The sequence below is a fragment of the Achromobacter sp. RTa genome (assembly GCF_000757485.1).
Classification (GTDB): domain Bacteria; phylum Pseudomonadota; class Gammaproteobacteria; order Burkholderiales; family Burkholderiaceae_B; genus Achromobacter.
Map to the genome: position 1 here is coordinate 112,770 of NZ_JPYO01000027.1, position 25,401 is coordinate 138,170.

General features: G+C 67.2%; 22 protein-coding genes. 8 read left to right on the forward strand and 14 right to left on the reverse strand.

The window, feature by feature from the left end:
* Positions 1-4: 4 nt before the first annotated feature.
* The 4 genes from JL37_RS08635 to JL37_RS08650 all read right to left on the reverse strand — a co-directional run bounded on the left by JL37_RS08635 (position 5) and on the right by JL37_RS08650 (position 3,573).
* Positions 5-1,168 (reverse strand): ABC transporter substrate-binding protein, encoded by a 1,164-nt coding sequence (locus JL37_RS08635; protein WP_052096992.1) that lies wholly within the window; start codon positions 1,166-1,168, stop codon positions 5-7.
* 51 nt (positions 1,169-1,219) lie between these two features.
* Positions 1,220-2,068: an alpha/beta fold hydrolase gene (locus JL37_RS08640; protein ID WP_043543360.1), complete on the reverse strand. Its 849-nt coding sequence runs from the start codon at positions 2,066-2,068 to the stop codon at positions 1,220-1,222.
* Complete coding sequence (locus JL37_RS08645) at positions 2,065-2,460, reverse strand: hypothetical protein (RefSeq protein ID WP_043543361.1); 396 nt, start codon at positions 2,458-2,460, stop codon at positions 2,065-2,067. Before JL37_RS08645 ends, JL37_RS08640 begins: the two co-directional genes overlap by 4 nt.
* Before the next feature lie 144 nt (positions 2,461-2,604).
* The gene (locus JL37_RS08650) at positions 2,605-3,573 is read right to left on the reverse strand and encodes a tripartite tricarboxylate transporter substrate binding protein (protein WP_043543362.1); all 969 of its coding nucleotides are present in this window, start codon (positions 3,571-3,573) and stop codon (positions 2,605-2,607) included.
* A gap of 166 nt (positions 3,574-3,739) precedes the next feature.
* On the opposite strand from JL37_RS08650, the gene JL37_RS08655 reads away from it, so the two are divergent.
* The 4 genes from JL37_RS08655 (at position 3,740) to JL37_RS08670 (ending at position 9,082) form a co-directional block, all read left to right on the forward strand.
* The gene (locus tag JL37_RS08655) at positions 3,740-5,194 is read left to right on the forward strand and encodes an aldehyde dehydrogenase (RefSeq protein ID WP_052096994.1); all 1,455 of its coding nucleotides are present in this window, start codon (positions 3,740-3,742) and stop codon (positions 5,192-5,194) included.
* A gap of 70 nt (positions 5,195-5,264) precedes the next feature.
* The gene (locus tag JL37_RS08660; protein ID WP_043543363.1) at positions 5,265-6,146 is read left to right on the forward strand and encodes an NAD(P)-dependent oxidoreductase; all 882 of its coding nucleotides are present in this window, start codon (positions 5,265-5,267) and stop codon (positions 6,144-6,146) included.
* Positions 6,147-6,179: 33 nt separating this feature from the next.
* Complete coding sequence (locus JL37_RS08665; RefSeq protein WP_043543364.1) at positions 6,180-6,896, forward strand: IclR family transcriptional regulator; 717 nt, start codon at positions 6,180-6,182, stop codon at positions 6,894-6,896.
* A gap of 38 nt (positions 6,897-6,934) precedes the next feature.
* Positions 6,935-9,082: a phosphocholine-specific phospholipase C gene (locus tag JL37_RS08670; protein ID WP_043543366.1), complete on the forward strand. Its 2,148-nt coding sequence runs from the start codon at positions 6,935-6,937 to the stop codon at positions 9,080-9,082.
* 58 nt (positions 9,083-9,140) lie between these two features.
* On the opposite strand, the gene JL37_RS08675 is transcribed toward JL37_RS08670, so the two are convergent.
* The 7 genes from JL37_RS08675 to JL37_RS08705 form a co-directional block, all read right to left on the reverse strand.
* Positions 9,141-9,911 (reverse strand): ABC transporter ATP-binding protein, encoded by a 771-nt coding sequence (locus JL37_RS08675; protein ID WP_043543367.1) that lies wholly within the window; start codon positions 9,909-9,911, stop codon positions 9,141-9,143.
* Positions 9,911-11,746, reverse strand: coding sequence for an ATP-binding cassette domain-containing protein (locus tag JL37_RS08680; RefSeq protein WP_052096996.1), 1,836 nt, complete (start codon positions 11,744-11,746; stop codon positions 9,911-9,913). The genes JL37_RS08675 and JL37_RS08680 overlap by 1 nt, the downstream gene beginning before the upstream one ends.
* Before the next feature lie 5 nt (positions 11,747-11,751).
* Entirely contained in the window at positions 11,752-12,789 is a 1,038-nt protein-coding gene (locus tag JL37_RS08685; RefSeq protein ID WP_043543369.1) for a branched-chain amino acid ABC transporter permease, read from the reverse strand.
* A 163-nt stretch (positions 12,790-12,952) separates the two neighbouring features.
* Positions 12,953-14,116, reverse strand: a complete 1,164-nt coding sequence (locus tag JL37_RS08690; RefSeq protein ID WP_043543370.1) for an ABC transporter substrate-binding protein — start codon at positions 14,114-14,116, stop codon at positions 12,953-12,955.
* A 242-nt stretch (positions 14,117-14,358) separates the two neighbouring features.
* A complete protein-coding gene (locus JL37_RS08695; protein WP_043543372.1) occupies positions 14,359-14,913 on the reverse strand; it encodes a biotin transporter BioY in 555 nt (184 codons plus the stop codon).
* A gap of 29 nt (positions 14,914-14,942) precedes the next feature.
* Positions 14,943-15,539, reverse strand: coding sequence for an energy-coupling factor transporter transmembrane protein EcfT (locus JL37_RS08700; RefSeq protein WP_043543373.1), 597 nt, complete (start codon positions 15,537-15,539; stop codon positions 14,943-14,945).
* Positions 15,536-16,213, reverse strand: a complete 678-nt coding sequence (locus JL37_RS08705; RefSeq protein WP_043543374.1) for an energy-coupling factor ABC transporter ATP-binding protein — start codon at positions 16,211-16,213, stop codon at positions 15,536-15,538. The genes JL37_RS08700 and JL37_RS08705 overlap by 4 nt, the downstream gene beginning before the upstream one ends.
* Positions 16,214-16,265: 52 nt before the next feature.
* Here JL37_RS08705 and msrB point away from each other — a divergent pair, with 52 nt between their 5' ends.
* Genes msrB through JL37_RS08725 form a run of 4 tightly spaced genes read left to right on the forward strand, consistent with a single transcriptional unit; the run spans position 16,266 to position 18,368 of the window.
* The gene (gene msrB, locus JL37_RS08710; RefSeq protein ID WP_043543375.1) at positions 16,266-16,664 is read left to right on the forward strand and encodes a peptide-methionine (R)-S-oxide reductase MsrB; all 399 of its coding nucleotides are present in this window, start codon (positions 16,266-16,268) and stop codon (positions 16,662-16,664) included.
* A complete protein-coding gene (locus tag JL37_RS08715) occupies positions 16,665-17,246 on the forward strand; it encodes a septation protein A (RefSeq protein ID WP_043543377.1) in 582 nt (193 codons plus the stop codon). It begins immediately after the preceding gene.
* Between the two features lie 58 nt (positions 17,247-17,304).
* Entirely contained in the window at positions 17,305-17,574 is a 270-nt protein-coding gene (locus tag JL37_RS08720) for a BolA family transcriptional regulator (protein WP_043543378.1), read from the forward strand.
* 17 nt (positions 17,575-17,591) lie between these two features.
* Positions 17,592-18,368 (forward strand): peptidylprolyl isomerase, encoded by a 777-nt coding sequence (locus JL37_RS08725; RefSeq protein ID WP_043543379.1) that lies wholly within the window; start codon positions 17,592-17,594, stop codon positions 18,366-18,368.
* An 82-nt stretch (positions 18,369-18,450) separates the two neighbouring features.
* Here JL37_RS08725 and ligA read toward each other — a convergent pair whose 3' ends face one another.
* From ligA to smc, 3 genes are all read right to left on the reverse strand, one after another.
* Positions 18,451-20,556 (reverse strand): NAD-dependent DNA ligase LigA, encoded by a 2,106-nt coding sequence (ligA, locus tag JL37_RS08730; RefSeq protein ID WP_043543380.1) that lies wholly within the window; start codon positions 20,554-20,556, stop codon positions 18,451-18,453.
* A gap of 150 nt (positions 20,557-20,706) precedes the next feature.
* Positions 20,707-21,786, reverse strand: a complete 1,080-nt coding sequence (locus tag JL37_RS08735) for a cell division protein ZipA C-terminal FtsZ-binding domain-containing protein (RefSeq protein WP_043543381.1) — start codon at positions 21,784-21,786, stop codon at positions 20,707-20,709.
* A 46-nt stretch (positions 21,787-21,832) separates the two neighbouring features.
* A complete protein-coding gene (gene smc / locus JL37_RS08740; protein WP_043543382.1) occupies positions 21,833-25,366 on the reverse strand; it encodes a chromosome segregation protein SMC in 3,534 nt (1,177 codons plus the stop codon).
* Positions 25,367-25,401 lie beyond the last annotated feature (35 nt).

Sequence of the window (25,401 nt, forward strand, 5' to 3'; positions counted from 1 at the left end):
CGCCTCAGCGGCACCCCTCGACGGTGCAGCGCGCGCGGATCACCTCGCGGCCGTCCTTGACCTCGGCCACGTAGAACGGCGCATTGAGCTGATGATCGATGCCGTACATGGCGCGGCCAGTCCAGCTGAGCTTGCCCATCGATCCCTCGAAACCGTCGAGCTTCTCCATCTCGGCGCGCACGCGCTCGGTATCGTCGACGGTGCCGGCGCGCCGCATCGCCTCGAACAGCATGAGCGTGCCGTCGTAGAACGCCGGGCTGAATCCGTTCATCGAATGCTTGTACTTGGCCGCATACCGCTCGGCGTAGGCCTTGGTCGCGGGCAGGTCCGGGTCGATCGGCGTATGGACGAACATGCCTTCGGTCGCCTGCTTCCCGGCCACGTTCACGATCTCCTGCGTCGCCGGTCCGCCGGTGCGGACAATGCGCCCTTCGAATCCGAGTTCGCGCGCCTGTTTGACGATCAGGCCCGCCGTGGTGGGCGAGTTTCCGTCCAGTTCGATCGCGTCGATGCCGCGCGCCATCATGCGGGTCAGAAGGGGCACGAAGTCCACGCGATCGCGCTCGAAGAATTCCTTCGTCGACAGCGCGGCGCCCGCCTTCTTGTAGGCGGCTTCCAGGTCCAGCGCAATCTGCTGGCCGGTCTCGTCGTTGGGGAACAGCGCCCCCACCTTCTTCAAGCCCTGCGCCTTCACAAGCCAGTCGATCTGCGGCTGCGAGACCTCGGCGGTGGTCACGTTGGGGCGGAACGTATAGGGCTTTTCGGCCGACAGCGCCTTGGCGGTGAATCCGAGCGTCAGCAGGATGACCTTGTTCTTTTCGGTCATGGGCTGAATGGCCAGCACCGGCGCGGAACCGACCGGCCCGATGATGTACCGGACCTTGTCCTCGAACACCAGGCGGTTGGCGACCGTGACCGCCTCGTTGGCCTGATACTTGTCGTCGTAGGCGACGACCTGGACGCGGTACTTCTTGCCGCCGACGTCCAGCCCGCCGGCCTCGTTGACCTGGTCGGCCGCCACTTCAGCGGCGTTCTTCATGCCCTGCCCCCAGGCGGCTCCGGCGCCGGACAGGGTGACCAGCGCGCCCAGCTTCAAGGTTTCCTGCGCCTGGGCCGTGGGCAGGGCGGCCGTGGCCAGGAGGCCGGCCAGAATGATCGGATAACGCATGATGTCTCCTGTGGGTACGCGGGCAATGGCTGCCCGTCTGTTGTGACCGCCCTATAGGCGGGCGATGGCGTCCAGGACCGGCAGCACATAGCCGCGGAACTGCCGCGGGTTCTCGCTCATCGGGAAATGACCCAATTCGCGCATGATCGTGACCTGCGCGCCGGGGATGCCGGCAGCCGTCCTCAATGTGTCTTCGGGGGTGCAGGAAAAGTCGTATTCGCCCGTCAGCAGGTACAGCGGGCACTGTTCCGCGCGGATGCCATCCAGGCGGCCGCGCAGATCGCCGTCCACGCGATAGAAGTACAAATCGCCGCGGAACACGCCAGGCCCGCCCTGCATGTACTGCCACAGCGTCTCGTAGCGGTGCGCGGCCGGTGATTGCGGCGCGACGAGGCCCGAGACCAGGGCGGCGCAGACCTCGCCTCCGTGCACGTCGCCGCGATGCAGCCAGCTTGTGTCGTACCAGGGCTCCTGGAAATCGGCCGCTTCCACGCCGATCAGGGCCCGGAAGCGCGCGCCGTGCTGATGCGCGAGCTGCAGCACGATGCGCCCTCCGATCGAGCAGCCGATCAGCGCCGGACGGTCCAGGGCCAGGGCGTCGCAGAAGGCCAGGATGGTCTCGACGTAGCGCTCGGTCGACAAGCGGTATTCCTCGTCCTGCCAGCCTTCCGGAGGGTAGGACTTGCCGTGCCAGGGCAGATCGAAGGCGATGACGCGGTACCGCGACGTGATGTCGGGGTCGCACATCATGTGCCGGTACTGCCTGCTGTCAGCGCCCGCGGTGTGCAGGCAGACCAGCGGAATGCCGCTGCCGGCCTCTTCGAAATAGACGCGGCAGGTCCTGCCGGCGATATCGAACGACACGTAGCGCCCGACGATGGGTTCCAGGGCGGCCGTCATGCTTGCGCCTCCCGGCCCACCGCCAACAGATCCTTGATGAATTGCAGGTGCGCCATCAGCGGCTGAAGATTGCCGTCGATGGAGAGTTCCCGCCGCTTGCCGAGCGCGAAGATATCGTGCCAGCCGGCGGCCGGCACGGCCTGCCAGAACCGCGACCAGGCTTCCTCCGAGGCGCGTAGCGAAAAATCGCAGGACGGAAGCGGCGTGGACGGCGTTTCCGCCGAATCCACGCGCCCGTCCCGGATGCGCACCAGCACGGGATGCTCGCCGAACCGCACCAGCATGTCCAGGTGGACGCCCCTGGCTCGGGAAAACGACGGCGCCAGGCGGCGGAAACGCGCGGCCAGTTGCGCGCCGCGGTCCTCCGTGCCGGGAAGGGATGGGACTTCCATTTTTGTCTCCCTATTTTTGATTGTTCTTTTCAGCAGAACGATAATTCTTTCTGAAAGAACATTCTATCGATCGAAAACTTTCCGTGTCAACACGGCGCGTCAAGGATCTGGCATATAGGCGCTAGAACTACGGGCCGGTCTTGGTCATTGCGCCGCGACGGCGCCCGAAGCCTTGACGGCCTTCCCCCACTTCTCCTGCTCTTGCGCCATGAAGGTGGCGAAGGCCTCGGGCGTGCTGTTGACGACCTCTCCTCCCAGCCCTTCGATCCGCGCCTGCATGTCCGGCGTGGCCACGATCTTCGAGACATCCTCGTAGATGCGCCGCGCCCGCTCCGGCGGCAGCGACGACGGCGCCAGCAGCCCGAACCAGGTTGCCGCCTCAAAGCCGGGCATGCCGGCTTCGGCGAACGTGGGCACATCCCGCAGCGCCTGCACACGCTTGCCATTGGCGACGGCGAGCGCGCGCAGCTTGCCGGACTGGATCAGGGGCAGCGCCGATGTGATCGTCGCCAGCATCATCTGCACCTGGCCGCCGGCCAGATCGGTAAAGGCCGGCGCGTCGCCGCGGTACGGCACGTGGGTAATGGCGGACTGCGTGGCGATCTTGAACAGCTCGCCGCTCAGGTGCTGGGCCGTGCCGTTGCCGGGCGAAGCGAAGTTGACCGCCGCGCCGTCCTTCTTCAGATAGGCCAGGAACTCCTGCAGATTCTTGGCGGGAATCGATGGATTGACGACCAGCACCAGCGGCACCTTGGTGACCAGCGAGATGGGCGCAAAATCCTTGACGGGGTCGTAGTTGAGCTTGGTGTAGAGGTGGCCGCTGATGGTGTGCGCCGACGTGGTCATGAACAGCGTGTAGCCGTCGCCCTGCGCGCGCGCCACCGCGCTTGCCCCGATCGTCGTTCCCGCGCCGGCGCGGTTTTCGACGATCACCGTCTGCCCCCATGACTGCGTCAATTTCTCGGCCACGGCGCGCGCCACCACGTCGGTGGCGCCACCGGCCGGATAGGGCACGATCATCGTCACCGGCTTTTCGGGATACCGGCCGGCCTGTGCCGCTCCGGATAACAGCACCGCGGCGCAAGCCAGGGCGCGCAACCAATTGCATCGCATCGGAATGTCTCCTCTTGTGTTCGGTTTGGACCTGCTTTTATCGTTCCTGTAGACAGAACGCTCATTCTATTTTATATTTTTTCAAACCAGACATGTCAATGACCAGGTGTTTTCCGGGAATCCGCGATCCGTCCGGGAAACGCCACCAAGAGAGGAGCAAAGCATCATGGCCGACACACCGGACACCCTGAAATCCATGCTGATAGGCGGGCAATGGATCGCGCAGGACGCCAACGCGTTCGAATCCATCAACCCCGCCACCGGTGCGCGCAACTACCTCATCAGCGCGGCGTCCGACGCCCAGGTGGACCAGGCCGTCGAGGCGGCGTGGCAGGCCCAGCGCCAACCGGCCTGGCGCAACATGCTGCCGCACCAGCGCGCGGCTATCCTGCGCCGCATCGCGGACGGCATGGACGCCAATGCGTCCGTTCTGGCGCGCTTGCAGATGATCGAAAACGGCAAGGTGTGGGCGGAGTGCAAGGCCCAGGTCGCCAGCGCCGCCGCCACCTTCCGCTACTACGCCGGCGTCTGCGAAACGCTGGAAGCGGAAGTGACGCCCCCGCGCGGCAACTATCTTTCGATGACGCGCTACGAACCGTATGGCGTGGTCGTCGCCATCACGCCATGGAATTCGCCGCTTACGATGGAGGCGCAGAAGGTCGCGCCCGCCCTGGCCGCGGGCAATGCCGTGATCCTCAAGCCTTCCGAAGTCACGTCGTCCCCCGCCCTGGTGCTGGGCCGCATCGCGCTCGAGGCAGGCCTGCCCCCCGGCATACTCAACGTTCTTACCGGGCTCGGATCGACGGTGGGCCGCCGCCTCGTCGAGCACCCGGGCGTGCGCATGGTGTCGTTCACCGGCGGGACCGGCAGCGGCCGCGCCATCGCGCATGCCGCCGCGGAAAAGCTCATGCCGGTCGCCCTGGAGCTGGGCGGAAAGTCGCCGCACATCGTGTTCGCGGACGCGGACCAGGACGCAGCCATCGAAGGCGTAATCGGCGGCATTTTCGAAGGCAGCGGTCAATCGTGCGTGGCCGGTTCGCGACTCTACGTGCAACGCGGCATCGCCGAATCGTTCATCGCGAAACTGGTGGCCCGCGCGGGCCAGCTGAAAGTCGACCTGCCCGACGCGGAGGGCGCGCAGATGGGACCGATCGCGTCTTTCGCCCATCGCGGCAAGATCGAGAGCATGGTGGAATCCGCCCGGCGCGAAGGCGCGCAGGTGCTGACCGGCGGCGAACGGCCCGACGGCGCCGGGCTGTCGGCGGGCGCGTTCTACCGGCCCACCGTGCTGGGCGGGCTCTCGCGCGATGCGCAAGCCGTGCGCGAGGAAATCTTCGGGCCGGTGCTGTGCGCGCTGACGTTCGACGATGAGGAAGATCTGATCGAACAGGCGAACGACAGCGCCTACGGGCTGGCCTCCGGCATCTGGACCGCCGACTACCGCCGCGCCTGGCGCGTGGCGGGACGCCTCGAAGCGGGCAGCGTGTGGATCAACACCTACAAGCAGCTGTCGATCTCCACCCCCTTCGGCGGTTTCAAACAAAGCGGAATCGGCCGCGAGAAAGGCGTGAACGGACTGCGGCTCTACCAGCAATCCAAAGGCGTCTACTTCGGCATGTAGCCGCGGCGGCCGCCCTATTCCATTCCCGGCCGCGGCTGCGGCCCCCATCTTCCTCTCGGAGACTACTTAAATGGCTGAATTTCAACGCGCCGGCTTCATCGGCCTGGGCGTCATGGGCGAACCGATCTGCCGCAACCTCGCCGTCAAAGGCGGATTGCCGGTGCTGGGTTGCGACACCGACTCCGCTCCCTTGCAGCGGCTTGCGCCGCATGGCGTAACGGCGGCGACAAGCGCGCAGATCATGCAGCAGTGCGAAGTGGTGTTCCTGTCGCTGCCGTCCGGAGAAATCGTCGCCCAGCTGTCGCGCGCCGCCGACGGCCTGCTGGCGAATGCGCGCGCGGGCCAGTTGATCGTGGACCTGAGCACGTCGCCGGTGGACGTGACCCGCGAACTGGCGCGCGAGTTCGAGGTCAAGGGCGCGACCTTCATCGACGCGCCCGTGGCCCGCACCCGCGCCGCGGCGGAAGCCGGCACCCTGTCCGTCATGATCGGCGGCGAGGAAAGGAGCTTCGAGGCGGTCAAGCCTCTGGTCTCCACGTTTGCCAACGAAATCACCCATTGCGGCCCCGTCGGCAGCGGCCAGGTGGTGAAGATCCTGAACAACATGGTGCTGTTCGAAACGGTGGTGGCCCTGTCCGAGGCCCGCGCCATCGCGCGCCGTTCCGGAGTGGATCCGCAGGTCGTGCTGGAGACGTTCACCCGCGGATCGGCCGATAGCTTCGCGTTGCGCAACCACGGCTTAAAGGCTATTCTGCCTGGGAATTTTCCCGAAAAAGCCTTCCCGGTGGACTACGCCCGCAAAGACCTGCGCTATGCATTGGCCCTGGCGGAACAGACCGGCGTGCAAGCGCTTGGCGCCCGCAACGTGGATGTCTGGTTCGATGCGGCGCTGGCCCAGGGACATGGCAACCGTTATTTCCCGGTCATCAGCCGGGTGATCGACGCGGAGTAGGGAACCCCCGCAAAATCACCCCTTATCATTCCAATGAGCCGTACCCCCACTCAGGACAATTCCACCGACGGCGTCGCCGCCGTCGAACGCGCCCTGGCAATCATCGGGGCCATCGCGCAACGCACCGATCCCATCACGCTTGCCGACCTTTCCCGGGCCACGGGGTTTTACAAGAGCACGCTCTTGCGGCTTATCGCATCGCTGGAAAAAGCCGCCCTGGTGGTGCGCCGCGCCGACGGGCGCTACGCGCTGGGCCCGTATGCCCATCAATTGGGCCGGGCCTATGAAGCCACCTACCGTTTGACCGAAACCATTCTTCCCCTGCTGCAGGGGCTGGTGGACAAGGGAACGGAAAGCGCGTCGTTCCACGTCTACCACGACGCGCAATCGCGCGTGTGCCTGCTGCGCGTGGACTCCCATCATTCCACGCTGGACCGCATTCGCGTGGGCGACCTGCTGCCGCTGGACAAGGGCGCCGCGGGCAAGCTGATCACCGCCTATCTGGTCGATGGGCAGGCCCCCGCCCAGGCCGGCCTGGTCCTGACTTCCATGGGCGAGCGCGACCCCAATTGCGCGGCCGTGGCCAGCCCGGTGTTCGGCCCCGACGATGACATCTGCGGCGCGATTTCCCTGTCCGGACCCAAAGAGCGCTTCTCCCCCGCCGCCGTGAAGAAAATGTCGAAGCTGGCGCAGGAGGCCGCCGCTTCGGCCACGCAGGCGCTGGGCGGCCGCTGGCCATCCGGCAGGTAGGCTGCCGCAAACCGCCCCAATCCACTCGGAGGAAATCCATGCCCACCCGCCGCGACTTCCTCCGAAACAGCGCTACGCTCGCCGCCGCGGGCAGCGCCCTGGCCATGCTGCCGGCGCCGCTGCGCCGCGCTTTCGCGATTCCGGCAGCCCGCCGCACGGGCACGATCCGCGATGTGGAGCACATCGTGATCTTCATGCAGGAGAACCGCTCGTTCGACCATTATTTCGGCGGGCTGGCGGGGGTGCGCGGCTTCGGCGACCGCTTCCCCATCCCTGTGCCAGACAGCCCCGAGCGCGCGCGCCGGACGGTCTGGGCGCAATACAACGACCAAGCCGGCGAAGGGCCGCGCACCGTCCTGCCCTTCCACGCGGATACCCGCAAGGTGGCGGAATACATGCGCATCGCCAGCACGCCGCATACCTGGTCGAACGCGCAGGCGGCCTGGGACGCGGGCCGCATGGGCAGGTGGCCCGCAGCCAAGAAGAACCATTCCATGGCCTACTTCACGGAAGGCGACATGCCCTTCCAGTACGCCATGGCCCGCGCCTTCACCGTATGCGACGCCTATCACTGCTCGTTCACCGGCGGCACCAACACCAACCGGCTGTTCCTGTGGACCGGCACCAATGACGGCCTGGGCCGGGGCAACGGCCCCGCGCTGGGCAACCTTTACAACAAGCTGTCGGGCGGCGACCCGGCGGGCGGCTACACCTGGATCACGTTCCCGGAACGGCTGGAAGCTGCCGGCGTCAGCTGGCGCATCTACCAGGACATGGCGGACAACTATTCGCTCAATCCCACGGCGGGCTTCAAGGCCTACCGCGACGCCTACCGCGGCGTGCCCGGCTCGCTGGCCGCGCTGAAGGAAAAGGCTCTGACCACGCGCGGCCTGGATCTGCTGCGCCAGGACGTGCTGGACGGCAAGCTGCCTCAGGTGTCCTGGATCTGCGCCACCAAGGCAGGCTCCGAGCATCCCAGCCCCTCCAGCCCCGCGCAGGGCGCGGACTACACCGCTCGCGTGCTGGACGCGCTGACCGCCAACCCCGAGGTATGGAGCAAGACGGTCCTGCTGCTGATGTTCGACGAGAACGACGGGTTCTTCGATCATATGCCGCCGCCCGCGCCGCCTTCGCGCGATGCCTCCGGCGCGCTGGCCGGCGCCTCCACCGTCGATACGGCCGGTGAATACCACGAGATCGTCACCGGCGCCGAAAAGGACGATACCCCGGCGCACCGGCATGGCGTCTACGGGCTGGGGCCGCGCGTGCCCATGTACGTGCTGTCGCCCTGGACTCGTGGCGGCTGGGTCAATTCGGAAGTCTTCGACCACACGTCGGTGCTGCGCTTCATCGAGCGGCGCTTCGGCGTGGCCGAGCCCAACATTTCACCGTGGCGCCGGGCGGTCTGCGGCGACCTGACCTCGATTTTCAACTTCGCCACGCCCAACGACGAAGACATGCTGCGCGGCCTGCCGCCCACGGCGCGCGCCGCCGCACGGGCTGCCGCCCTGCCCGGCACGGTCACTCCGCCCGCGCCCGCCAGGCCGGACGCCGCGCGGCAGGGGGCCGGCACGCGGCCGTCGCGGGCCCTGCCCTACGCGCTGCACGCGAACGCCACTGCCTCCGGCCAGAGCGTCACCCTGCATTTCGACAACGCCGGCGCCGCCGGCGCGGTGCTGCATGTCTATGACCGGCTGCATCTCGAGCGCGGGCCTCGCCGTTATACGGTGGAAGCGGGCAAGCAGCTGTCAGGGGCCTGGGACGCCCGCGAGGACGCAGGCCGTTACGATCTTTGGATGCTGGGCCCCAACGGCTTTCACCGCCATTGCGCAGGCCGCCTGAACGCGCGCGCGCAACATGGCCTGGAGGTCCATGCCCGCCATGACGCCAGCGGCGCGCTATTGCACCTGTCCGTCCGCAATGGCGGCGCGCAGGCCTGTACGTTCACGATCGAAGACCAGGCCTACGGGCGGCCGGCGGCGACCCAGACCCTCGAAGCCGGCCTCGAGGCCGGCTTCGCCTGGCCGCTGGACGACAATGGCGGCTGGTATGACTTCGGGGTGACCGTGGCAGAGGATCCCGCTTTCCTGCGCCGGTTCGCGGGCCGGGTGGAAACCGGCAGGCCGTCCACCTCCGATCCCGCGATGGGACAGGAAACGATCATGGAATGGACTGCGCGGGCCTGAACGGGCCCGCGCTTGAAGGAAGCGCCGCCGGGGACGCCGCGACAGCGTCCGCGACACCTCAGGCCTGCTCGGCTTGTTCGCCGCCCTTGCCCAGGCCCAGGTAGCTTTCGATGACCTTCGGATCGCCGGCCAGTTCGCGCGCCGGGCCATGCAGGATGACCTCGCCGGTTTCCAGCACATAGCCGTAGTCCGCCACTTGCAGCGCCGCGCGCGCGTTCTGCTCGACCAGCAGGATCGCCACGCCGGTTTCGCGCAGGCGGGCGATGATGTGGAAGATCTCGCGCACGATGCGCGGAGCCAGCCCCAGGCTGGGCTCGTCCAGCATCAGCAGGTTGGGCTTGGCCATCAGCGCGCGGCCGACGGCCAGCATCTGGCGCTCGCCTCCGGAGAGCGTGCCGGCCTGCTGGCCGCGCCGCTCGCGCAGGCGCGGGAACAGATCGAACACTTCGTTCAGCGTGTCACGCCAGCCGCTTTCGCGGGCGCGGTAGCGGCGGAAGCCGCCCAGCAGCAGATTGTCTTCCACCGACATGGTGCCGAACAGCTCGCGGCGTTCGGGCACCAGCGACACGCCGGCCGCGACGCGGCGCTCCACCTGCCAGCCCGACACGTCGGCGCCGGCGTACTGCACGGCGCCCGCCGCATGGCCGGTATGGGGCAAGGAGCCCATGATCGCGTTCAGCATGGTGGATTTGCCGGCGCCGTTGGCGCCGATCACCGTGACGATGCTGCCGGCGGGGACGGTGAGCGTGGCGCCCACCAGCGCGCCGACCTTGCCGTAGCGGGCCGACAGCTTGCTGACTTCAAGAACGGGGGGTTGCGTCGCGCTCATCACACGCCTCCTGCCGACACGGGCTTGGCCTGGTCCGCTTCGGGCAGGTCGTCGTCGATGCCGCCCAGATAGGCTTCCAGCACCGCCGGGTTCTTTTGCACATCGGCCGGCACGCCTTCCGCGAGCTTGGTGCCGAAATCCATCACCACCAGGTGGTTGGTCAGGCGCATCACAAAATCCATATCGTGTTCGACGAGCAGAATGCTCATACCCTCGGCGCGCAGTTGCTCCAGCACGCGGGCCAGGTCTTGCTTTTCCTTGTAGCGCAGGCCGGCGGCCGGTTCGTCCAGCAACAGCAGCACCGGGTCGGCGGCCAGCGCGCGCGCGATTTCGAGGATGCGCTGCTGGCCCAGCGCCAGGTTGCCCGCCTGCTCGTACAGGTATTCGCCCAGGCCCACGCGCTTGAGCTGTTCGGCGGCCTCGTGCAGCAATTGCGCTTCGCGGGCCCGGTCCGAATGCAGGGCGCCCGCCAGGACGCCGACGTCGGAGCGCAGGTGCGCGCCCAGCGCCACGTTCTCCAGCACCGTCATGCTGGGCAGCAATTGCACGTGCTGGAAGGTGCGGCCGACGCCCAGCTTGGCGATCTCGCGCGCCGAGCGGTTGTCGATGCGCTCTCCCATGAAGGTGACCTTGCCCCGCGTGACCGGCAGCACGCCGCTGATCAGGTTGAAGGTGGTGCTCTTGCCGGCGCCGTTCGGGCCGATCAGGCCCATGATTTCGCCGGAACTCACCTTGAAGGAGATGTCGTTGACGGCGACCAGGCCGCCGAATTCCTTGCGGATGGCGTCGACTTCCAGCACCACCTGCCCGGCTTGCGGACGCGCGCGCGTCGGCAGCGCCGGCGCTTGCGCGGGCGGCGCCAGGTTGCGGCGCGAACCATCGGCGCCCGTCATGCTCTCCCACCAGCCGGCCAGGATGGGCCACAGGCCGTTGCGGGCGTATTGCAGCATCAGGATCAGCAACACGCCGAAGACGATCATCTCGAAGTTGGCATTGGTATCCAGCAGCTTGGGCAGGAGGTTCTGCAACTGGTCTTTCAGCACCAGGATGACGCTGGAGCCCAGCAATGCGCCCCAGACGTAGCCCGCTCCGCCCACCACGGCCATGAACAGGTATTCGATGCCGTAATTGATGCCGAAGGGGCTGGGGCTGACGGCGCGCTGCATGTGCGCGTACAGCCAGCCCGACACGCAGGCCAGCAACGCCGCCCAGACGAAGATCACGATCTTGTAGGCAGCCGTGTTCACGCCCATGGACTCGGCCATGCCGGCTCCGCTCTTGAGCGCGCGGATGGCGCGGCCGGGACGCGAGTTCAGCAGGTTGCGAGTCGCCCACAGCGCCAGCAGCACGAATACCCAGATCAGGTAGTAGATGTGGCGGCCGCTGGCCAGGGAAATGCCAAAGATGCTGATGGGCTCGATGCCGGCGATGCCGTCGTGCTTGCCCAGCCAATCGATATTGCCGAACAGGAAATACAGCGACAAGCCCCACGCGATGGTGCCCAGCGGCAGGTAGTGGCCCGACAGACGCAGCGTGATGGCGCCCAGCAGGTAGGCCACCACGGCGGTCAGGACCAGGCCGGCCGGCAGGGCCAGCCAGGGCGACACGTCGTACTGCGTGGTCAGGTAGGCGGTGGTGTAGGCGCCCAGGCCCACGAATGCCGCCTGGCCGAACGAGGTCAGGCCGCCCACGCCGGTCAGCAGCACCAGCCCGAGCACGACCAGGCTGGCCAGCCCGATGTAGTTGAGTTGCGTCACCCAGAACTCGGGCGTGGCCGACAGCATCGGCAGGCCCGCCAGGACGACGATGAAGACGGCAAGCAGAATGCGGTTCATGACGTTTATTCCTCTTCGTCCACGTGATGGGTGCTGAACGAACGCCAGACCAGAACCGGGATAATCAGTGTGAAGACGATGACTTCCTTGTACGCGCTGGCCCAGAAGGACGAGAACGCTTCCAGCACGCCCACCAGCAGCGAGCCCGCGGCCGCCACGGGGTAGCTCGCCAGGCCGCCGATGATGGCGCCCACGAAGCCCTTCAGGCCGATCAGGAAGCCGGTGTCGTAGTAGACGGTGGTGATGGGCGCGATCAGCATGCCGGACATGGCGCCGATGGCGACCGCCAGCGTGAAGGTCAGGCTGCCGGACATAGTGGTGCTGATGCCCACCAGGCGCGCGCCGCGGCGGTTGACCGCCGTGGCGCGCAGCGCGCGGCCGTAGAGCGTCTTGCCGAAGAACAGCCACAGGGCCACGATCAGGATGGCGCAGGTGGCGACCACGAACAGGCTTTGCGCGGACCAGGTGGTGAAGCCCAGGTCGACTTGCCCGCTGACGAACGCCGGCGTGCGCCAGCCTTCGGCCCCAAAGAACACCAGGGCCAGGCCGGTCAGCGCGAAGTGCACCGCCACGGAAACGATCAGCAGGACCAGCACGGTGGCCTCGGCCAGCGGCTGATAGACGATGCGATAGACCATCGGGCCCATCGGGATCACCAGCAACAGCGTCAAGAGCATGTTCAGCCACAGCGAATTGCCGGGCGCGGTATAGGTGATGGTAAGCCAGAGCAGCGCCAGCGGCAGGGCCACGCAGGTCACCAGGGCCTTGGGCAGGCCGGCGGCGCTGCGGGCGCGCAGCGCGCGCAGCAATTCAAGCGCCAGGCACACGACGCCCAGCAGCGGCAGGAGGTAGGCGGTGCCGGGCACCTTGCCATCCACCAGCATGGCCAAGGTCAGGGCGCCGAACGCCACGAACTCGCCCTGGGGAATGAAAATGACGCGCGTGACGGCGAATACCAGCACCAGAGCCATGCCCAGGAGGGCATAGATGGCACCGTTGACGACACCGTCTTGCAGCAGGATCAGCGCAATTGAGGAATCCATCTAACAACTACCTTGTGGTTTCTTGGTGCCCCGGCCGCGTCCGGGGCACTGATACGACACACCGGCCGGAGAGGCCGGTGCGAAGCATTGCCCGGGTGCCGCGGACGCGCGCCTTGCCGGCGCCGCCGCATTGTGCACCCGTGGATCGGGCGATCCGGTGGATTTACAGATTGGGCTGGTAGACCCACTTGCCGCCTTCCACCTTGACGATGACGCGCGAGCGTTCGTCAAAGCCGGCGTGGTCGGTCGGCGACATATTGAACACGCCTTGCGAGGCGGCGAGATCCTTCACGCCTTCCAGGGCGTCGCGCATGGCGGCGCGGAATTCCGGCGTGCCCGGCTTGGCGCCCGACTTCAGGGCCACCGGCAGCGCGGCCACGACCAGCTGGCCGGCGTCCCACATATGGCCGCCAAACGTGTTGGTGGAGCCCGCGCCGTTGACCTTTTCGTAGGCTTCCACGTAGGCCAGGGCCGACTTCTTGACCGGGTTGCTGTCCGGGAGCTGTGCCGCGACCAGCAGCGGGCCGGCCGGCAGGAGCATGCCGTCGCAATCCTTGCCGCAGACGCGCAGGACGTCGTTGTTGGCGGCGCCGTGCGTCTGGTAGATGGTGCCGCCGTAGTTGCGGGCCTTCAGTTCCTTCTGCGGCAGGGCCGAGGGCGTGCCGGCGCCGGCGATCAGGATGGCGTCGGGCTTCGCGCCGACCAGCTTGAGCACCTGGCCGGTGACGCTGGTGTCGGTGCGGCTGTATTTTTCGACCGCGACGATCTCGATGCCCTTGGCCTTGGCGGCCTTCTGCATCACGTCGAGCCAGCCGTCGCCGTAGGCGTCGGCAAAGCCGATGAAGCCCAGGGTCTTGACCTTGGACTTGGCCATGGCGTCAGCCAGGGCGCCCGCCATCAGCGCGTCGTTCTGCGGGGTCTTGAAGACCCAGCGGCGCTTGTCGTCGACGGGTTCGACGATCTTGGCGCTGGCGGCCACGCTGATCATGGGGACCTTGGCTTCCGCGGCCACGTCGACCATCGCCAGCGAGCCCGGCGTGACCGAGGTGCCGATCAGGACGTCGACCTTGTCGTCGGAAGCCAGCTTGCGCGAGTTCTTGACGGCTTGCGTGGTATCGGTGGCGTCGTCCAGGACGATCCACTCGATCTTCTGGCCGGCCACTTCCTTGGGCAGGAGAGCCACGGTGTTGCGCTCGGGGATACCCAGCGACGCGGCGGGGCCGGTGCTGGCCACCGTCACGCCGACCTTGACCTGCGCGCTTGCCAGAAGCGGCAGGGTCAGGGCAACAGCGGCAGCCGCCGCGGACAAGCCGAAGTGCTTGCGCATATTTTTGTCTCCTGTGGTGGCTCAGAGGCGCCTCGATAGAGGCTAGGGCGAGCCTAGTTAAAGTTATACAGAAAAAAATATTATAGGGTTAAAACAGTATCAGATGACTACGCGCAACTCCGGTAAATCCCTGATGTGCTACAGAAACACGTTTCAGCAAACGCATTCGTTAATGGCGAACTTGTACTAGAAAAGACCACCGCGCGTCAGTTGGGGGATTCCCTTGGCCCGAAGCGTCCGCCTCAGCGCCCCAGCATCGGCCACACGCGTTCCACCCTGGACGCCACCCAGGCGGCGACCACCGCCTTGATCAGATCGCCAGGCACGAACACGGCCACCGCCAGCGCGGCCTTCGCAAGATCCATCTTCGCGACCGTGGCCAGCCAGGGCACGCCGAAGGCGTACACCACGGCGATGCCGCCGATGACGCACGCGGCCACGTAGCCCGCGACCTGCGCCGCACCCGCGGCCCTGGCGGCCAGCCGGCGGGCCAGCCAGCCCGTCACGAAGGCGCCGGCCACCAAGCCTACGAGGAAGCCGCCCGTCGGGCCGAGAAACGCGCCCAGGCCGCCCCTCCCGCCCGGCAGCACGGGCAGGCCGATGGCAGCCAGCGCCAGATACAGCAGGCAGGCCAGCGCGCCCCGCGCGGGCCCCAGCATGGCGCCCGCCAGCATGGCCCCCAGGGTCTGCAGCGTGATGGGCACCGGAATGGCGGGCAGCGGGATGGGCGGGATCAGGCTCAGGACGACGATCAGCGCCGCGAACAACGCGATCAGCACGGTGTTGCTGGATTTCATGGGATTTTCCCCTTGCAGGTGGATGGTGTTCAGGCGCTGCGCGCGTCGATGGCTTCGGCGACTTCCTGGGCCCTTTTCAGGGTCAGCACGATCAATGGCACGATGAGCGCCACAGGATTGGCGCCCAGCCCGCGGGCGGCCTGCGCCTCGCGGATTTCCTGGAAGTTGCGCCAGATCTCGGGCACGAAACGCAGGGCCAGGGCCAGCGCCAGCGCCACCTTGCCGGCATCGACCAGCCCGGCGCGCTGCAGAGGCATCAACGCCTTTTCGCAGACCGCGATCAAGTCGGAAGTGCGGGTGGCCAGGGTGACGGCCAGCGCCAGCCCCACCAGGGCTCCCACGCGCAGCAGCACGGCCAGCGCCGCCATCCCGCCCTGGAACCAGGCGGTGAAGGCGCCCACGGCCAGCAGCACCCAGGCCAGCCCTCGCAACTGCCTCCAGACGGCAGCCGCGGCCACGCCCGTGGACCAGACCAGGACACTGGCGGCCAGGAAGGCCAGCGCCAGCCAGCGCGGGTCGCGCAGCAGGAAGAGCCCCGCCCCCGCCGCCATCAGCGCCAGCAGTTTCAGCCAGGCCGGCAGACGGTGCAGCGGCGTGCCGCCCGGCACATACAGGGGCTCCATCATGCGCAGTGCTCCCGGTACCAGCGCAGGGCGGCGCCCGGGGCATCGTCCGCCGCGATATTGCCGTCCCGCACGACGAGCACCCGGTCGAAGTCCTCCAGCAGTTCCAGGTCGTGGCTGACGACGATGGCGTCGTGGGGCAGCCCGGCGATGGCATCGCGCACCCGGTTGCGGTTGCGCAGGTCCAGCTGGGTGGTAGGCTCGTCGAACACGATGAGCGCGGGTTCCATGACCAGCACCGCCGCCAGCGCCACCAGCTGGCGCTCGCCGCCCGACAGGGTATGGCTGGTCCGGTCGGCCAGATGCCCTACCCCCAGGCTGCCCAGCTGCGCCTCGATGCGGGCCTCGCGCTGCCGTCGGTCCGGCGCCAGGTGCTTCAGGCCGAACGCCAGGTCTTCGCGCACAATGGGAAATACGATCTGGTTCTCGGGGTTCTGGAAAACGAAGCCGACCTGACGGCGCACCGCCTTCAGGTCTTGCCGGGTATCCAGCCCGCCCACCCGCACGCTGCCCGAGGAAGGCAGCACCAGCCCGTTGACCAGGCGCGCCAGCGTGCTCTTGCCGGCGCCATTGGGGCCGACGATGCCGACGCGGCGCTCGGCCAGCGTCGCGCTCACCCCGCGCAACACTTCCGCCTGGGGCGTCGATACAACCGCCTGGTCAAACTCGATTAACATGGGGCGGGATTATGCCCGAACCATTTCGGGCATCGGGACTCCAAGAGCTCATATGGACAAAGTACGCAAATCCGACGCCGAATGGCGCGCCCAGCTTTCCCCCGAAGAATACGTCGTCGCCCGAGAAAAGGGTACGGAACGCGCATTCACCGGGCGCTACTGGGATACGTTCTCGCATGGCATCTACCGCTGCGTGGGCTGTGGCACGGCGCTGTTCGCCTCCGACACCAAGTTCGACGCCGGCTGCGGCTGGCCCAGCTATTTCCAGCCGCTGGACCCGGACAACGTTCGCGAAGAGCGGGATACCAGCCACGGCATGGTCCGCACCGAAGTGCTGTGCAACGTCTGCGACTCGCACCTGGGCCACGTCTTCCCCGACGGCCCCGAGCCCACCGGCCTGCGCTACTGCATCAACTCCCTGTCGATGACGTTTGAACCCGTAGAAGACTGAATGAAGAAGTTTCTGTTCGACCTGTTTCCGCTGTTCCTTTTCTTCATCGCCTATCGGTACACGGACATTTTCATCGCCACGGGCGTCGCCATGGCCGCGGCCGTCGCGCAGATCATCTGGCTGAAGGCCACGGGCCGCGCCACCGAGGCCATGCACTGGATCAACCTCACGGTCATCCTGGTGTTCGGCGGCGCGACGATCTGGCTGCACAGCGACGTCTTCATCAAATGGAAGCCCACGGTGCTGTACTGGCTGTTCGGCGGCGCGCTGGTCTTCGCGCGCCTGCTGTTCGGCCGCAACCTGATCCGCCGCCTGATGGAAAAGCAGATCCAGCTGCCGGATGCCGCCTGGGAACGGCTGAACCTGGTATGGGCCGCATTTTTCCTGATCGCGGGCGCCCTCAATCTCTACGTGGCGTTTTCCGGCCACTTCACCGAGTCGCAATGGGTCAGCTTCAAGGCCTTCGGCCTGATGGGCCTGATGGTGGTCTTCGTGATCGGGCAGTCGCTGTGGCTGGGCAAGCACATCCAGGCCGAGGAGCAGACGCCCTCTGGCTCCGACACCCCGCCCGGCAAGCCCTGAGCCTCCCCCTCCCTCTTCCGTCCGGCGCCAGCGCGCCGGAACTTTCATATCGACCGCCATGTCAGACACCACCGACCGAATCTCCCTGATCCGGGAACGGCTCGCCGTCCTGGAACCCGTCAGCCTGGACATCCTGGACGACTCGCATTTGCACGCCGGGCACGAAGGCAGTAAAAACGGCGCCGGCCACTATCGCGTGATCATCGTTGCGTCTTGCTTTGCCGGGCTCTCCCCCGTCGCGCGGCATCGGCTGGTGTATCATCATTTGCAAGATTTGATCCCCTATCCGATTCATGCGCTTGCGCTTGACGCCCAGGCTCCCAAATAGAAAGTAAAAGGATATTCATGAAACGCATCGTCATGCTGGCTGCGGCCTGCGTCATCGCCGTGCCGGCTTTTGCCCAGAACGTGGCCACCGTCAACGGCAAGGCCATCCCGCAGAAGAGCCTGGATCAATTCGTCAAGCTGCTGGTGAGCCAGGGCGCCACCGATTCGCCGCAATTGCGCGAACAGGTCAAGCAGGAAATGATCAACCGCCAGATCTTCGTGCAGGCCGCCGAAGCCAGCGGCATCGCCAAGCAGGCCGACGTCCAGACCGAAATCGAACTGGCCCGCCAAGGCATCCTGGTCCGCGCCCTGATGGCCGACTACCTGGCCAAGCACCCCGTCTCGGACGCCAAGGTCACGGCGGAATACGAGAAGATCAAGAAGGAACAGGCCGGCAAGATGGAATACAAGGTTCGTCACATCCTCGTCGAAGACGAGAAGACGGCCAATGACCTGCTGGCCCAGATCAAGAGCAACAAGAGCAAGTTCAACGACCTGGCCAAGAAGAACTCGAAGGACCCCGGCAGCGCCGAAAAGGGCGGCGACCTGGGTTGGGCGCCCCCGACCAACTACGTCCAGCCGTTCGCGCAGGCCGTGACGCAGCTGAAGAAGGGCGAGCTGGTCGACAAGCCGGTGCAAACCCAGTTCGGCTGGCACATCATCATGGTCGACGACACCCGTCCGGTGGAATTCCCGCCGCTCGACCAGGTGCGCACGCAACTGGAAGAAATGCTGCGCCAGCAAACCCTGGCCGACTACCAGAAGGAACTGCGCGAAAAGGCCAAGATCCAGTAAGCCTTGCCGCTCAAACGAAAACTGCCCGCATCGCGGGCAGTTTTTTTTGGGGGGGAAGGAATGTTTTCCGGGAGAACCGGCCTCAGCCGGCCATTCCCAGCAAGGCCTTCAGCCCATCCTCGTCCAGCACCGCCACGCCCAGTTCCTGGGCCTTGGTGAGCTTGCTCCCGGCGTCCTCGCCCGCCACCAGGTAGGCCGTCTTCTTGGATACCGAGCCGCTGACCTTGCCGCCGGCCGCCTGGATGTGCATGGAGGCTTCTTCGCGCGTCCAGTTGGGCAAGGTGCCCGTCAGCACGAAGGTCTTGCCCGCCAGGGTGGTGCCTTGCGGGGCCGCTTCGGGCACCGGACTCACGCCCTGCTCCTTCAACTGCCCGATCACGTCGCGATTGTGCTGTTCGGCGAAAAAGTGGCGAATGGACGCGGCCACCACCGGCCCCACGTCGGGCACGGACGACAACATGTCTTCGTCGGCGTCCATGATGGCTTCGATACTGCCGAAATGGCGCGCCACGTCGCGCGCGGTGGTTTCGCCCACATGGCGGATGCCCAAGGCGAACAGCAGGCGGGCCAGCCCCGGCGTGCGCGCCTTTTCGATGGCCGCCACCAGATTGTCGGCAGACTTCTGGCCCATGCGGTCCAGCCCCACCAGTTCGAGCGGACGCAGGCTGTACAGATCGGCCAGCGTCTTGACGCGGCCGCTGTCGACCAGTTGATCCACGAGTTTCTCGCCCAGGCCTTCAATGTCCAGCGCCTTGCGGCTGGCCGCGTGCCAGAGCGTCTGCTTGCGCTGGGCGCCGCAGAACAGGCCGCCCGTGCAGCGCGCGATGGTCTCGCCTTCCAGGCGCTCGATGGCGGAACCGCACACCGGACACGCGGTGGGCATGACGAACTCCCGGGCGTCGTCGGGCCGTTTTTCCAGCACAGGCCCCAATACCTCGGGAATCACGTCGCCCGCGCGGCGCACGATTACCGTATCGCCGATGCGCACATCCTTGCGGCGGATCTCATCCTCGTTGTGCAGCGTGGCATTGGTGACGGTCACGCCCCCGACGAACACCGGCTTCAGGCGAGCCACGGGGGTGATGGCGCCGGTGCGGCCGACTTGCACCTCGATGTCCAGCAGCGTGGTGGTGGCCTCTTCGGCGGCAAACTTGTGCGCCAGGGCAAAGCGCGGCGCGCGCGCCACGAAGCCCAGCACTTTCTGGGCCGGCAGCGAATCCACCTTGTAGACCACGCCGTCGATGTCATAGGGCAATTCTGCGCGCATCGCGCCGACCTTGACGTAGAAGGCCATAAGGCCTTCGGCGCCCGTGGCCCGGTGGTTGTGCCTTACGTTGACCGGCAGGCCCAGCGAGGCCAGCCAGTCCAGCATGGCGCCATGGGATTTCTCCGGCAGTTGCGAGGCTTCGGCCGCGCCCGCCGAGGCCTCCGCAAACAGCCCGCCCTGCGAGCCCGGCAAGCCGTGGACCTCGCCCCAGCCATAGGCGAAAAACCGCAACGGCCGCTTGGCGGTAATGCGCGGATCCAGCTGGCGCAGGCTGCCGGCGGCCGCATTGCGCGGATTGACGAACACCTTTTCGTCGCGCTTGGCCTGGGCCTGGTTCAGTTTTTCGAAGTCGGCGCGGTTCATCAGCACCTCGCCCCGCACCTCCAGCACCTTCGGCGCGGCCCCGTTGAGCTGCAGTGGGATCGCCTTGATGGTGCGGATATTGGAGGTGACGTCTTCGCCGGTCTGGCCGTCTCCGCGCGTGGCGGCCTGCACCAGGCGGCCGTCCTCGTAGCGCAGGCTGATGGCCAGGCCGTCCAGCTTGAGTTCGCAGAAATAATCCGCCTGCTGCGCCGGGCCGAGCAGGCCAGCGCCGCGCAGCGTGTCGGTCACGCGGCGGTCGAAGGCAACCACGTCTTCCTCGTCGAAGGCATTGCCCAGCGAAAGCATGGGCACCGCGTGGCGCACCGCGCCGAAGGCCGACACGGGCGCCGCGCCGACCCGCTGCGTGGGCGATTCGGGCGTCACGAGTTCCGGGTGCTCGGCCTCCAGGGCCTGCAGCTCCCGCATCAGGGCGTCGTACTCCGCATCCGAGACGGAAGGATCGTCGTAGACGTAGTAGCGGACGTTGTGCTGTTCGATTTCAGCGCGCAAGCGCGCCGCGGCCTGGGCCGCGCTTTCACCGCCGGAAGTGCCTTTCATATCAGTTATCCATAACACCGCGGACCGCCCGGACCTCACGACTCAAGCGCAATGCTTGGGAGTGGACGCGGGGCCGCGCAGAGCCGGCCTTGCCGGTCCGCCGCGGCGCCCCCTTGGCGGAGACGCGCGGCGCTGCGGGGGGAACCCCCATCAGGCGAACACCCGTTGAGCGCGCTCGCTGCCGGCGGGCAGGCCTGCCTGCTCCAGCTGGCCGAACAGCACCTGCAGCCGTTCGTCGATAACCGTTTCAGAGCCGTCGGCCAGCGGCTTGCCCTGATCGTCGACCAGTTCCGCGCGCAGGCGGGCGGCCAGGTCGCGGCCCACGTCGACCATGCGGCCGAAGGCGCGGCTGTCCGCGGGGCTGCACGGCACGTCGAGCAACAGGTAAAGCCGTTCGATTCCGCCCATGCCGGCATCGAACGCCGCGCCATCGGCGCGGGCCAGCGTGAAGCGGGCGACGCCGTTATCCGCCGGCCAGGCCAGGCGGTTGCCATCGGGGACGAAGCCGGTATCGCGCGCAATGCCCAGCACTTCGGCGGCGGGCTGGGCCGTGCCCAGCAACAGGGTCAGGCCGACCTGGGTGTCCAGGGCGGCGCAGGTGTCGTCCAGGCGGGCGCCCTGCTCAAGCACGGCCTGCTGATCCGGCCCTTCGATGGTGGCGTCGAAACGCTCGGCCATATCCTGGGCCCGGGCCCAGGCCTGCGACCATTCGATAGCGGTCAGCGGGCCGCTGCGGTTGGCAAGCAGCACCGCCAGTTGCATCGAGGCGTAGGACTCGTCCGCGTGGATGTGGGCGCGGTGGCGGCGCTGGTCGGTTTCGGCGAACACGCGCATGGGCTTGCGGCCCACGTGACGCAGGCTCTGCATATAGGGCAGCAGCTCGGCGCCGCGCACGGGTTCGGCGAAGTTGATCTCGATGACCACTTCGCAAGCGGGATCGGGCTCGGCGGCATCGTCGGCATCCGTGCCCGGATCGACCGGGGCCGCCTGGCCGGCTGGCGCGCGCGGGGCGTCGCCGACCATGCCGGGCTCGCGGCGCGGCGCCGGACCCGAACCGGCGCTGGCGGCGCCGGCAACTGCGCCCGCCCCCAGCAGAGGATCCTGCTCGGACGCTGGGAAATGGGTCTGCATCTTGCGCCGGACGCGGCGGTCCTGCCACCAGTTGAATCCCAGCACCAGCAGTATCAGCAGGACGCCGAGGGCAATCAGCCCGATCTGCAAATCACTCATGTGTCAATCCCGCGCCGAAACGCCCGGCGCCCTTCTGAATATTGGTTTATGCCGCTTCGGAGGCCATCATCTGCACGGCCGAATCTATGTCTACCGCAACGATACGCGAAACCCCTTGCTCTTGCATGGTTACACCGACCAATTGCTTGGCCATCTGCATCGCGATCTTGTTGTGCGAGATGAACAGGAACTGGGTCTGCTCGCTCATGTTGGCGACCAGATTGGCGTAGCGTTCCGTATTGGCGTCGTCCAGCGGCGCGTCCACCTCGTCCAGCAAGCAGAACGGGGCGGGGTTGAGCTTGAACAGCGCGAACACCAGCGCGGTCGCCGTCAGCGCCTTTTCGCCGCCCGACAGCAGGTGGATGGTGCTGTTGCGCTTGCCGGGCGGTTGGGCCATGACCTGCACGCCGGCGTCGAGAATTTCCTCGCCCGTCATGCTCAGCCGGGCCTCCCCGCCGCCGAACAGCTTGGGGAAGAGCTCGCCAAAGTGGCCGTTCACCACGTTGAAGGTCTCCTGGAGCAGCTCGCGCGTTTCCCGGTCGATCTTGCGGATCGCGTCTTCGAGGGTCTCGATGGCGGTCATCAGGTCCTGGTGCTGCGAATCCAGGAAGCCCTTGCGCTCGCGCGAACTGTTCAGCTCGTCCAGCGCGGCCAGGTTGACCGAGCCCAGGGATTCGATCTGGCGCGAAATTCGGCCCACTTCCGATTGCAGCCAGCTTGCCCGGCGCCATTCATCGGACTGGTTGGCCAGTTCCTGCGCCAGGGCCTCCCGGTCAACCTCGCGCGCGTTCAGCTGTTCCGTGAATTGCTCTTCGGCCAGGCGTGCGGCCTGCTCCTGCAACTGCAATTCCATGATGCGGGCGCGCCGCGGCTCCAGCGTCTGTTCCTGCTGCAGGCGGTCTTCGTCGGCGCCGCGCAGCAAGGCCGCCAGATTGTCCATTTCCTGGCGCGCGCGCGACAGCGCTTCCTCGCGCTCGGCGCGCACCTCCAGGGCGTCCTGCAAGCCGGCCTGGGAAGCCGACGCGTCCAGCTCGGCCAGGTCCTCCTGCAATTGCTCCAGTTCGACGCTGGCGCGCTGGCTCTGGTCGGCGGCCAATTGCTGGTTGCGCTGCAGATCGGTGATCCGGACCTGGATACTGCGTTCGGCGAATTCGGCTTCCTGGGCGGCGCGCTCCAGTTCGCGCAACCCGGCGCGGGCGGCCTCGGCCTGGGCGGCGAGCGTCTCGCCGTCGATCTCGGCGTCGGCGAAGCGGGACTGGTGTTCGGCCAGCTCTTCGTCCAGCGCCTCGAAGCGGGCCTCGGCCTCCTCGCGAGTGGCGCGCAAGTCTTCTTCCTGGACCTTGATTTCCTCCAGGTCCTGCCGCAGGCGGGAAGCGCGCTCGCCCGACTGTTCGGCCTGCTGCTGCAGGCGCGAGTGTTCCAGCTGGATGTCGTGCACCCGGCGCGTGACTTCCGCCACGCGCTGGCGCGCCGGGGCGATGGCCTGGGACACCTGCTGCCAGGCGGCCTCGGCTCGGGCCACCGCGGCGCGCGCCTGGTCGGCGATCAGTTGCTGGGCCTTGATCTCGCGCTGCAGGTTCTCGATTTCCTGCTGGCGGGCCAGCAGCCCGGCCTGCTCGGAATCGGGCGCGTAGAAGCGCACGCTGTGCGCATCCACCAAATGCCCGGCCTTGACCACGCAGGCGCTGCCGGCGGGCAGGCTGGCGCGCATGGACAGGGCCTCGGTCAGGTCGGTGGCGGTATAAACGCCGTCCAGCCATTCATTGAGCAGCGTGCGCAGGTCCGGATCGGTGATGCGCAACAAGCTGGCCAGCGGGGTCAGCCCGGCCGGGGCCGGAGGCGTGGGCGCGGCGGCCGGCAGCTGGTAGAAAGCCAAGCGGGCGGGCGGCGCGTCTTCGGCGAAGGCGCGGGCCCAGTCCAGGCTGCGCACTTCCATGGAGGCCATGCGTTCGCGCATGGCGGCTTCCAGGGCGGTTTCCCAGCCTGGCTCGACGTGCAGCTTCTGCCACAGCCGGGTCAGCCCGGTAAGTTCATGCTTGGCGAGCCAGGGCTCCAGCGCCCCCTGCTTCTGCACGTCTTCCTGCAGCTTCACCAGCGCGGACAGGCGGGCTTCCAGGCGCGCAAGGTTCTGCGCGTCGGTCTGGGCGGCGGCCTGGGCGCGGCTGCGCTCGGCATCCGCTTCCGGCACGCGGCCCTCCAGCGTGGCGAGTTCTTCCTGGGCTTCCTCGAGCTGGTCTTCGCCCGCCACGCGGTCGCCGGCCAGTTGCTCGAGGCGGACCGGATCGGGGCTGTGCAATTCGCGCAGTTCCTGCTGCAGGCGCTCGCGGCGCTGCTCCAGGGCCTGCATCTGGCGGTCCGCGTCGCGCTGCGTCTGCGCGACCAGGGCCAGGTTCTGTTCCACGCGGGCCAGGGCGGCGCGCATCTCGTCGCGCCCGGAGGCGGCTTCGCGCACGCGCTGCTCCACCGCCGGCAAGGCGGCCTGGGCGTCTTCGGCCTTGGCGCGCGCCTCTTCGGTGCGGGCGGCGCCGGTCGCCAGGTCTTCCTCGGCCTGGGCGATCTGCTCGGTGCAGTGCTCCCGCTGGGCGGTCCATTCACCGATCTGCTGCTGCAGCTGTTCGCGGCGCGCCTGCAGGCGGTTGCGGGAGTCCACCACGTGGCGAATTTCGGCTTCCAGGCGGCTCACCTGGGCGTTGGCTTCGTACAGCGCGCCCTGGGCCGTATGGGCGGCGTCGCTGGCGGCATAGTGGGCCTGGCGCCGGGATTCCAGCGCCGCTTCGCCCGCCCGCAGGCCGGCGATGGCGGCTTCCAGCTCGTTCTGGGCCTGCGCCATTTCCTGGGCCTTCTTGGCCCGCTCTTCGCGCGCCCCGGTTTCCTTCAGGAACCACAGCGCGTGCTGCTTCTTTTCGCCGTCCGCCTGGAGCTCGCGGTAGCGCGTGGCCACCTCGGCCTGCGCCTCCAGCTTTTCGAGCTGGGTGTTCAGTTCGCGCAGGATGTCTTCGACCCGGGTAAGGTTTTCGCGGGTGTCGGACAGGCGGTTCTCGGTTTCCCGGCGCCGTTCCTTATAGCGCGACACGCCGGCCGCTTCCTCGAGGAATACCCGCAGCTCTTCCGGGCGCGCCTCGATCAGGCGGTTGATCATGCCCTGCCCGATGATGGCGTAGCCCCGGGCGCCCAGGCCGGTGCCCAGGAAGATGTCGTGGATGTCGCGGCGGCGGACCTGCTGGTTATTGACGAAGTAGCTGCTGGTGCCGTCGCGGGTCAGGACGCGGCGCACGGCGATTTCCGCGTAGCTGCTCCATTGGCCGGCGGCGCGCCCCTCGCTGTTGTCGAACACCATTTCGACCGAGGCCCGGGCGGCAGGCTTGCGATTGCCGGAACCGTTGAAAATGACGTCCTGCATGGACTCGCCGCGCAGTTCCGAGGCCTTGGCTTCGCCCAGGACCCAGCGCACGGCGTCGATGATGTTCGACTTTCCGCAGCCATTGGGACCCACCACGCCCACCAGTTGGCTGGGCACGGGAATCACGGTGGGATCGACGAAGGACTTGAAGCCGGCGAGTTTGAGCTGAGTAAGACGCACAGTACGATGGACGACGGGGTGGGTTGAACGAAAGG

Excerpts from the sequence above, each read along its gene's own strand:
- JL37_RS08690 (WP_043543370.1), bottom strand. The coding sequence starts at position 14,116 with ATGCGCAAGCACTTCGGCTTGTCCGCGGCGGCTGCCGCTGTTGCCCTG.
- JL37_RS08695 (WP_043543372.1), bottom strand. The coding sequence starts at position 14,913 with ATGAAATCCAGCAACACCGTGCTGATCGCGTTGTTCGCGGCGCTGATC.
- JL37_RS08705 (WP_043543374.1), bottom strand. The coding sequence starts at position 16,213 with ATGTTAATCGAGTTTGACCAGGCGGTTGTATCGACGCCCCAGGCGGAA.
- JL37_RS08685 (WP_043543369.1), bottom strand. The coding sequence starts at position 12,789 with ATGGATTCCTCAATTGCGCTGATCCTGCTGCAAGACGGTGTCGTCAAC.
- ligA (WP_043543380.1), bottom strand. The coding sequence starts at position 20,556 with ATGAAAGGCACTTCCGGCGGTGAAAGCGCGGCCCAGGCCGCGGCGCGC.
- JL37_RS08665 (WP_043543364.1), top strand. The coding sequence starts at position 6,180 with ATGAGCCGTACCCCCACTCAGGACAATTCCACCGACGGCGTCGCCGCC.
- JL37_RS08720 (WP_043543378.1), top strand. The coding sequence starts at position 17,305 with ATGTCAGACACCACCGACCGAATCTCCCTGATCCGGGAACGGCTCGCC.
- JL37_RS08700 (WP_043543373.1), bottom strand. The coding sequence starts at position 15,539 with ATGATGGAGCCCCTGTATGTGCCGGGCGGCACGCCGCTGCACCGTCTG.
- JL37_RS08735 (WP_043543381.1), bottom strand. The coding sequence starts at position 21,786 with ATGAGTGATTTGCAGATCGGGCTGATTGCCCTCGGCGTCCTGCTGATA.
- JL37_RS08725 (WP_043543379.1), top strand. The coding sequence starts at position 17,592 with ATGAAACGCATCGTCATGCTGGCTGCGGCCTGCGTCATCGCCGTGCCG.
- JL37_RS08645 (WP_043543361.1), bottom strand. The coding sequence starts at position 2,460 with ATGGAAGTCCCATCCCTTCCCGGCACGGAGGACCGCGGCGCGCAACTG.
- JL37_RS08635 (WP_052096992.1), bottom strand. The coding sequence starts at position 1,168 with ATGCGTTATCCGATCATTCTGGCCGGCCTCCTGGCCACGGCCGCCCTG.
- JL37_RS08660 (WP_043543363.1), top strand. The coding sequence starts at position 5,265 with ATGGCTGAATTTCAACGCGCCGGCTTCATCGGCCTGGGCGTCATGGGC.
- JL37_RS08650 (WP_043543362.1), bottom strand. The coding sequence starts at position 3,573 with ATGCGATGCAATTGGTTGCGCGCCCTGGCTTGCGCCGCGGTGCTGTTA.
- JL37_RS08715 (WP_043543377.1), top strand. The coding sequence starts at position 16,665 with ATGAAGAAGTTTCTGTTCGACCTGTTTCCGCTGTTCCTTTTCTTCATC.
- JL37_RS08670 (WP_043543366.1), top strand. The coding sequence starts at position 6,935 with ATGCCCACCCGCCGCGACTTCCTCCGAAACAGCGCTACGCTCGCCGCC.
- JL37_RS08675 (WP_043543367.1), bottom strand. The coding sequence starts at position 9,911 with ATGAGCGCGACGCAACCCCCCGTTCTTGAAGTCAGCAAGCTGTCGGCC.
- JL37_RS08655 (WP_052096994.1), top strand. The coding sequence starts at position 3,740 with ATGGCCGACACACCGGACACCCTGAAATCCATGCTGATAGGCGGGCAA.
- JL37_RS08640 (WP_043543360.1), bottom strand. The coding sequence starts at position 2,068 with ATGACGGCCGCCCTGGAACCCATCGTCGGGCGCTACGTGTCGTTCGAT.
- JL37_RS08680 (WP_052096996.1), bottom strand. The coding sequence starts at position 11,746 with ATGAACCGCATTCTGCTTGCCGTCTTCATCGTCGTCCTGGCGGGCCTG.
- msrB (WP_043543375.1), top strand. The coding sequence starts at position 16,266 with ATGGACAAAGTACGCAAATCCGACGCCGAATGGCGCGCCCAGCTTTCC.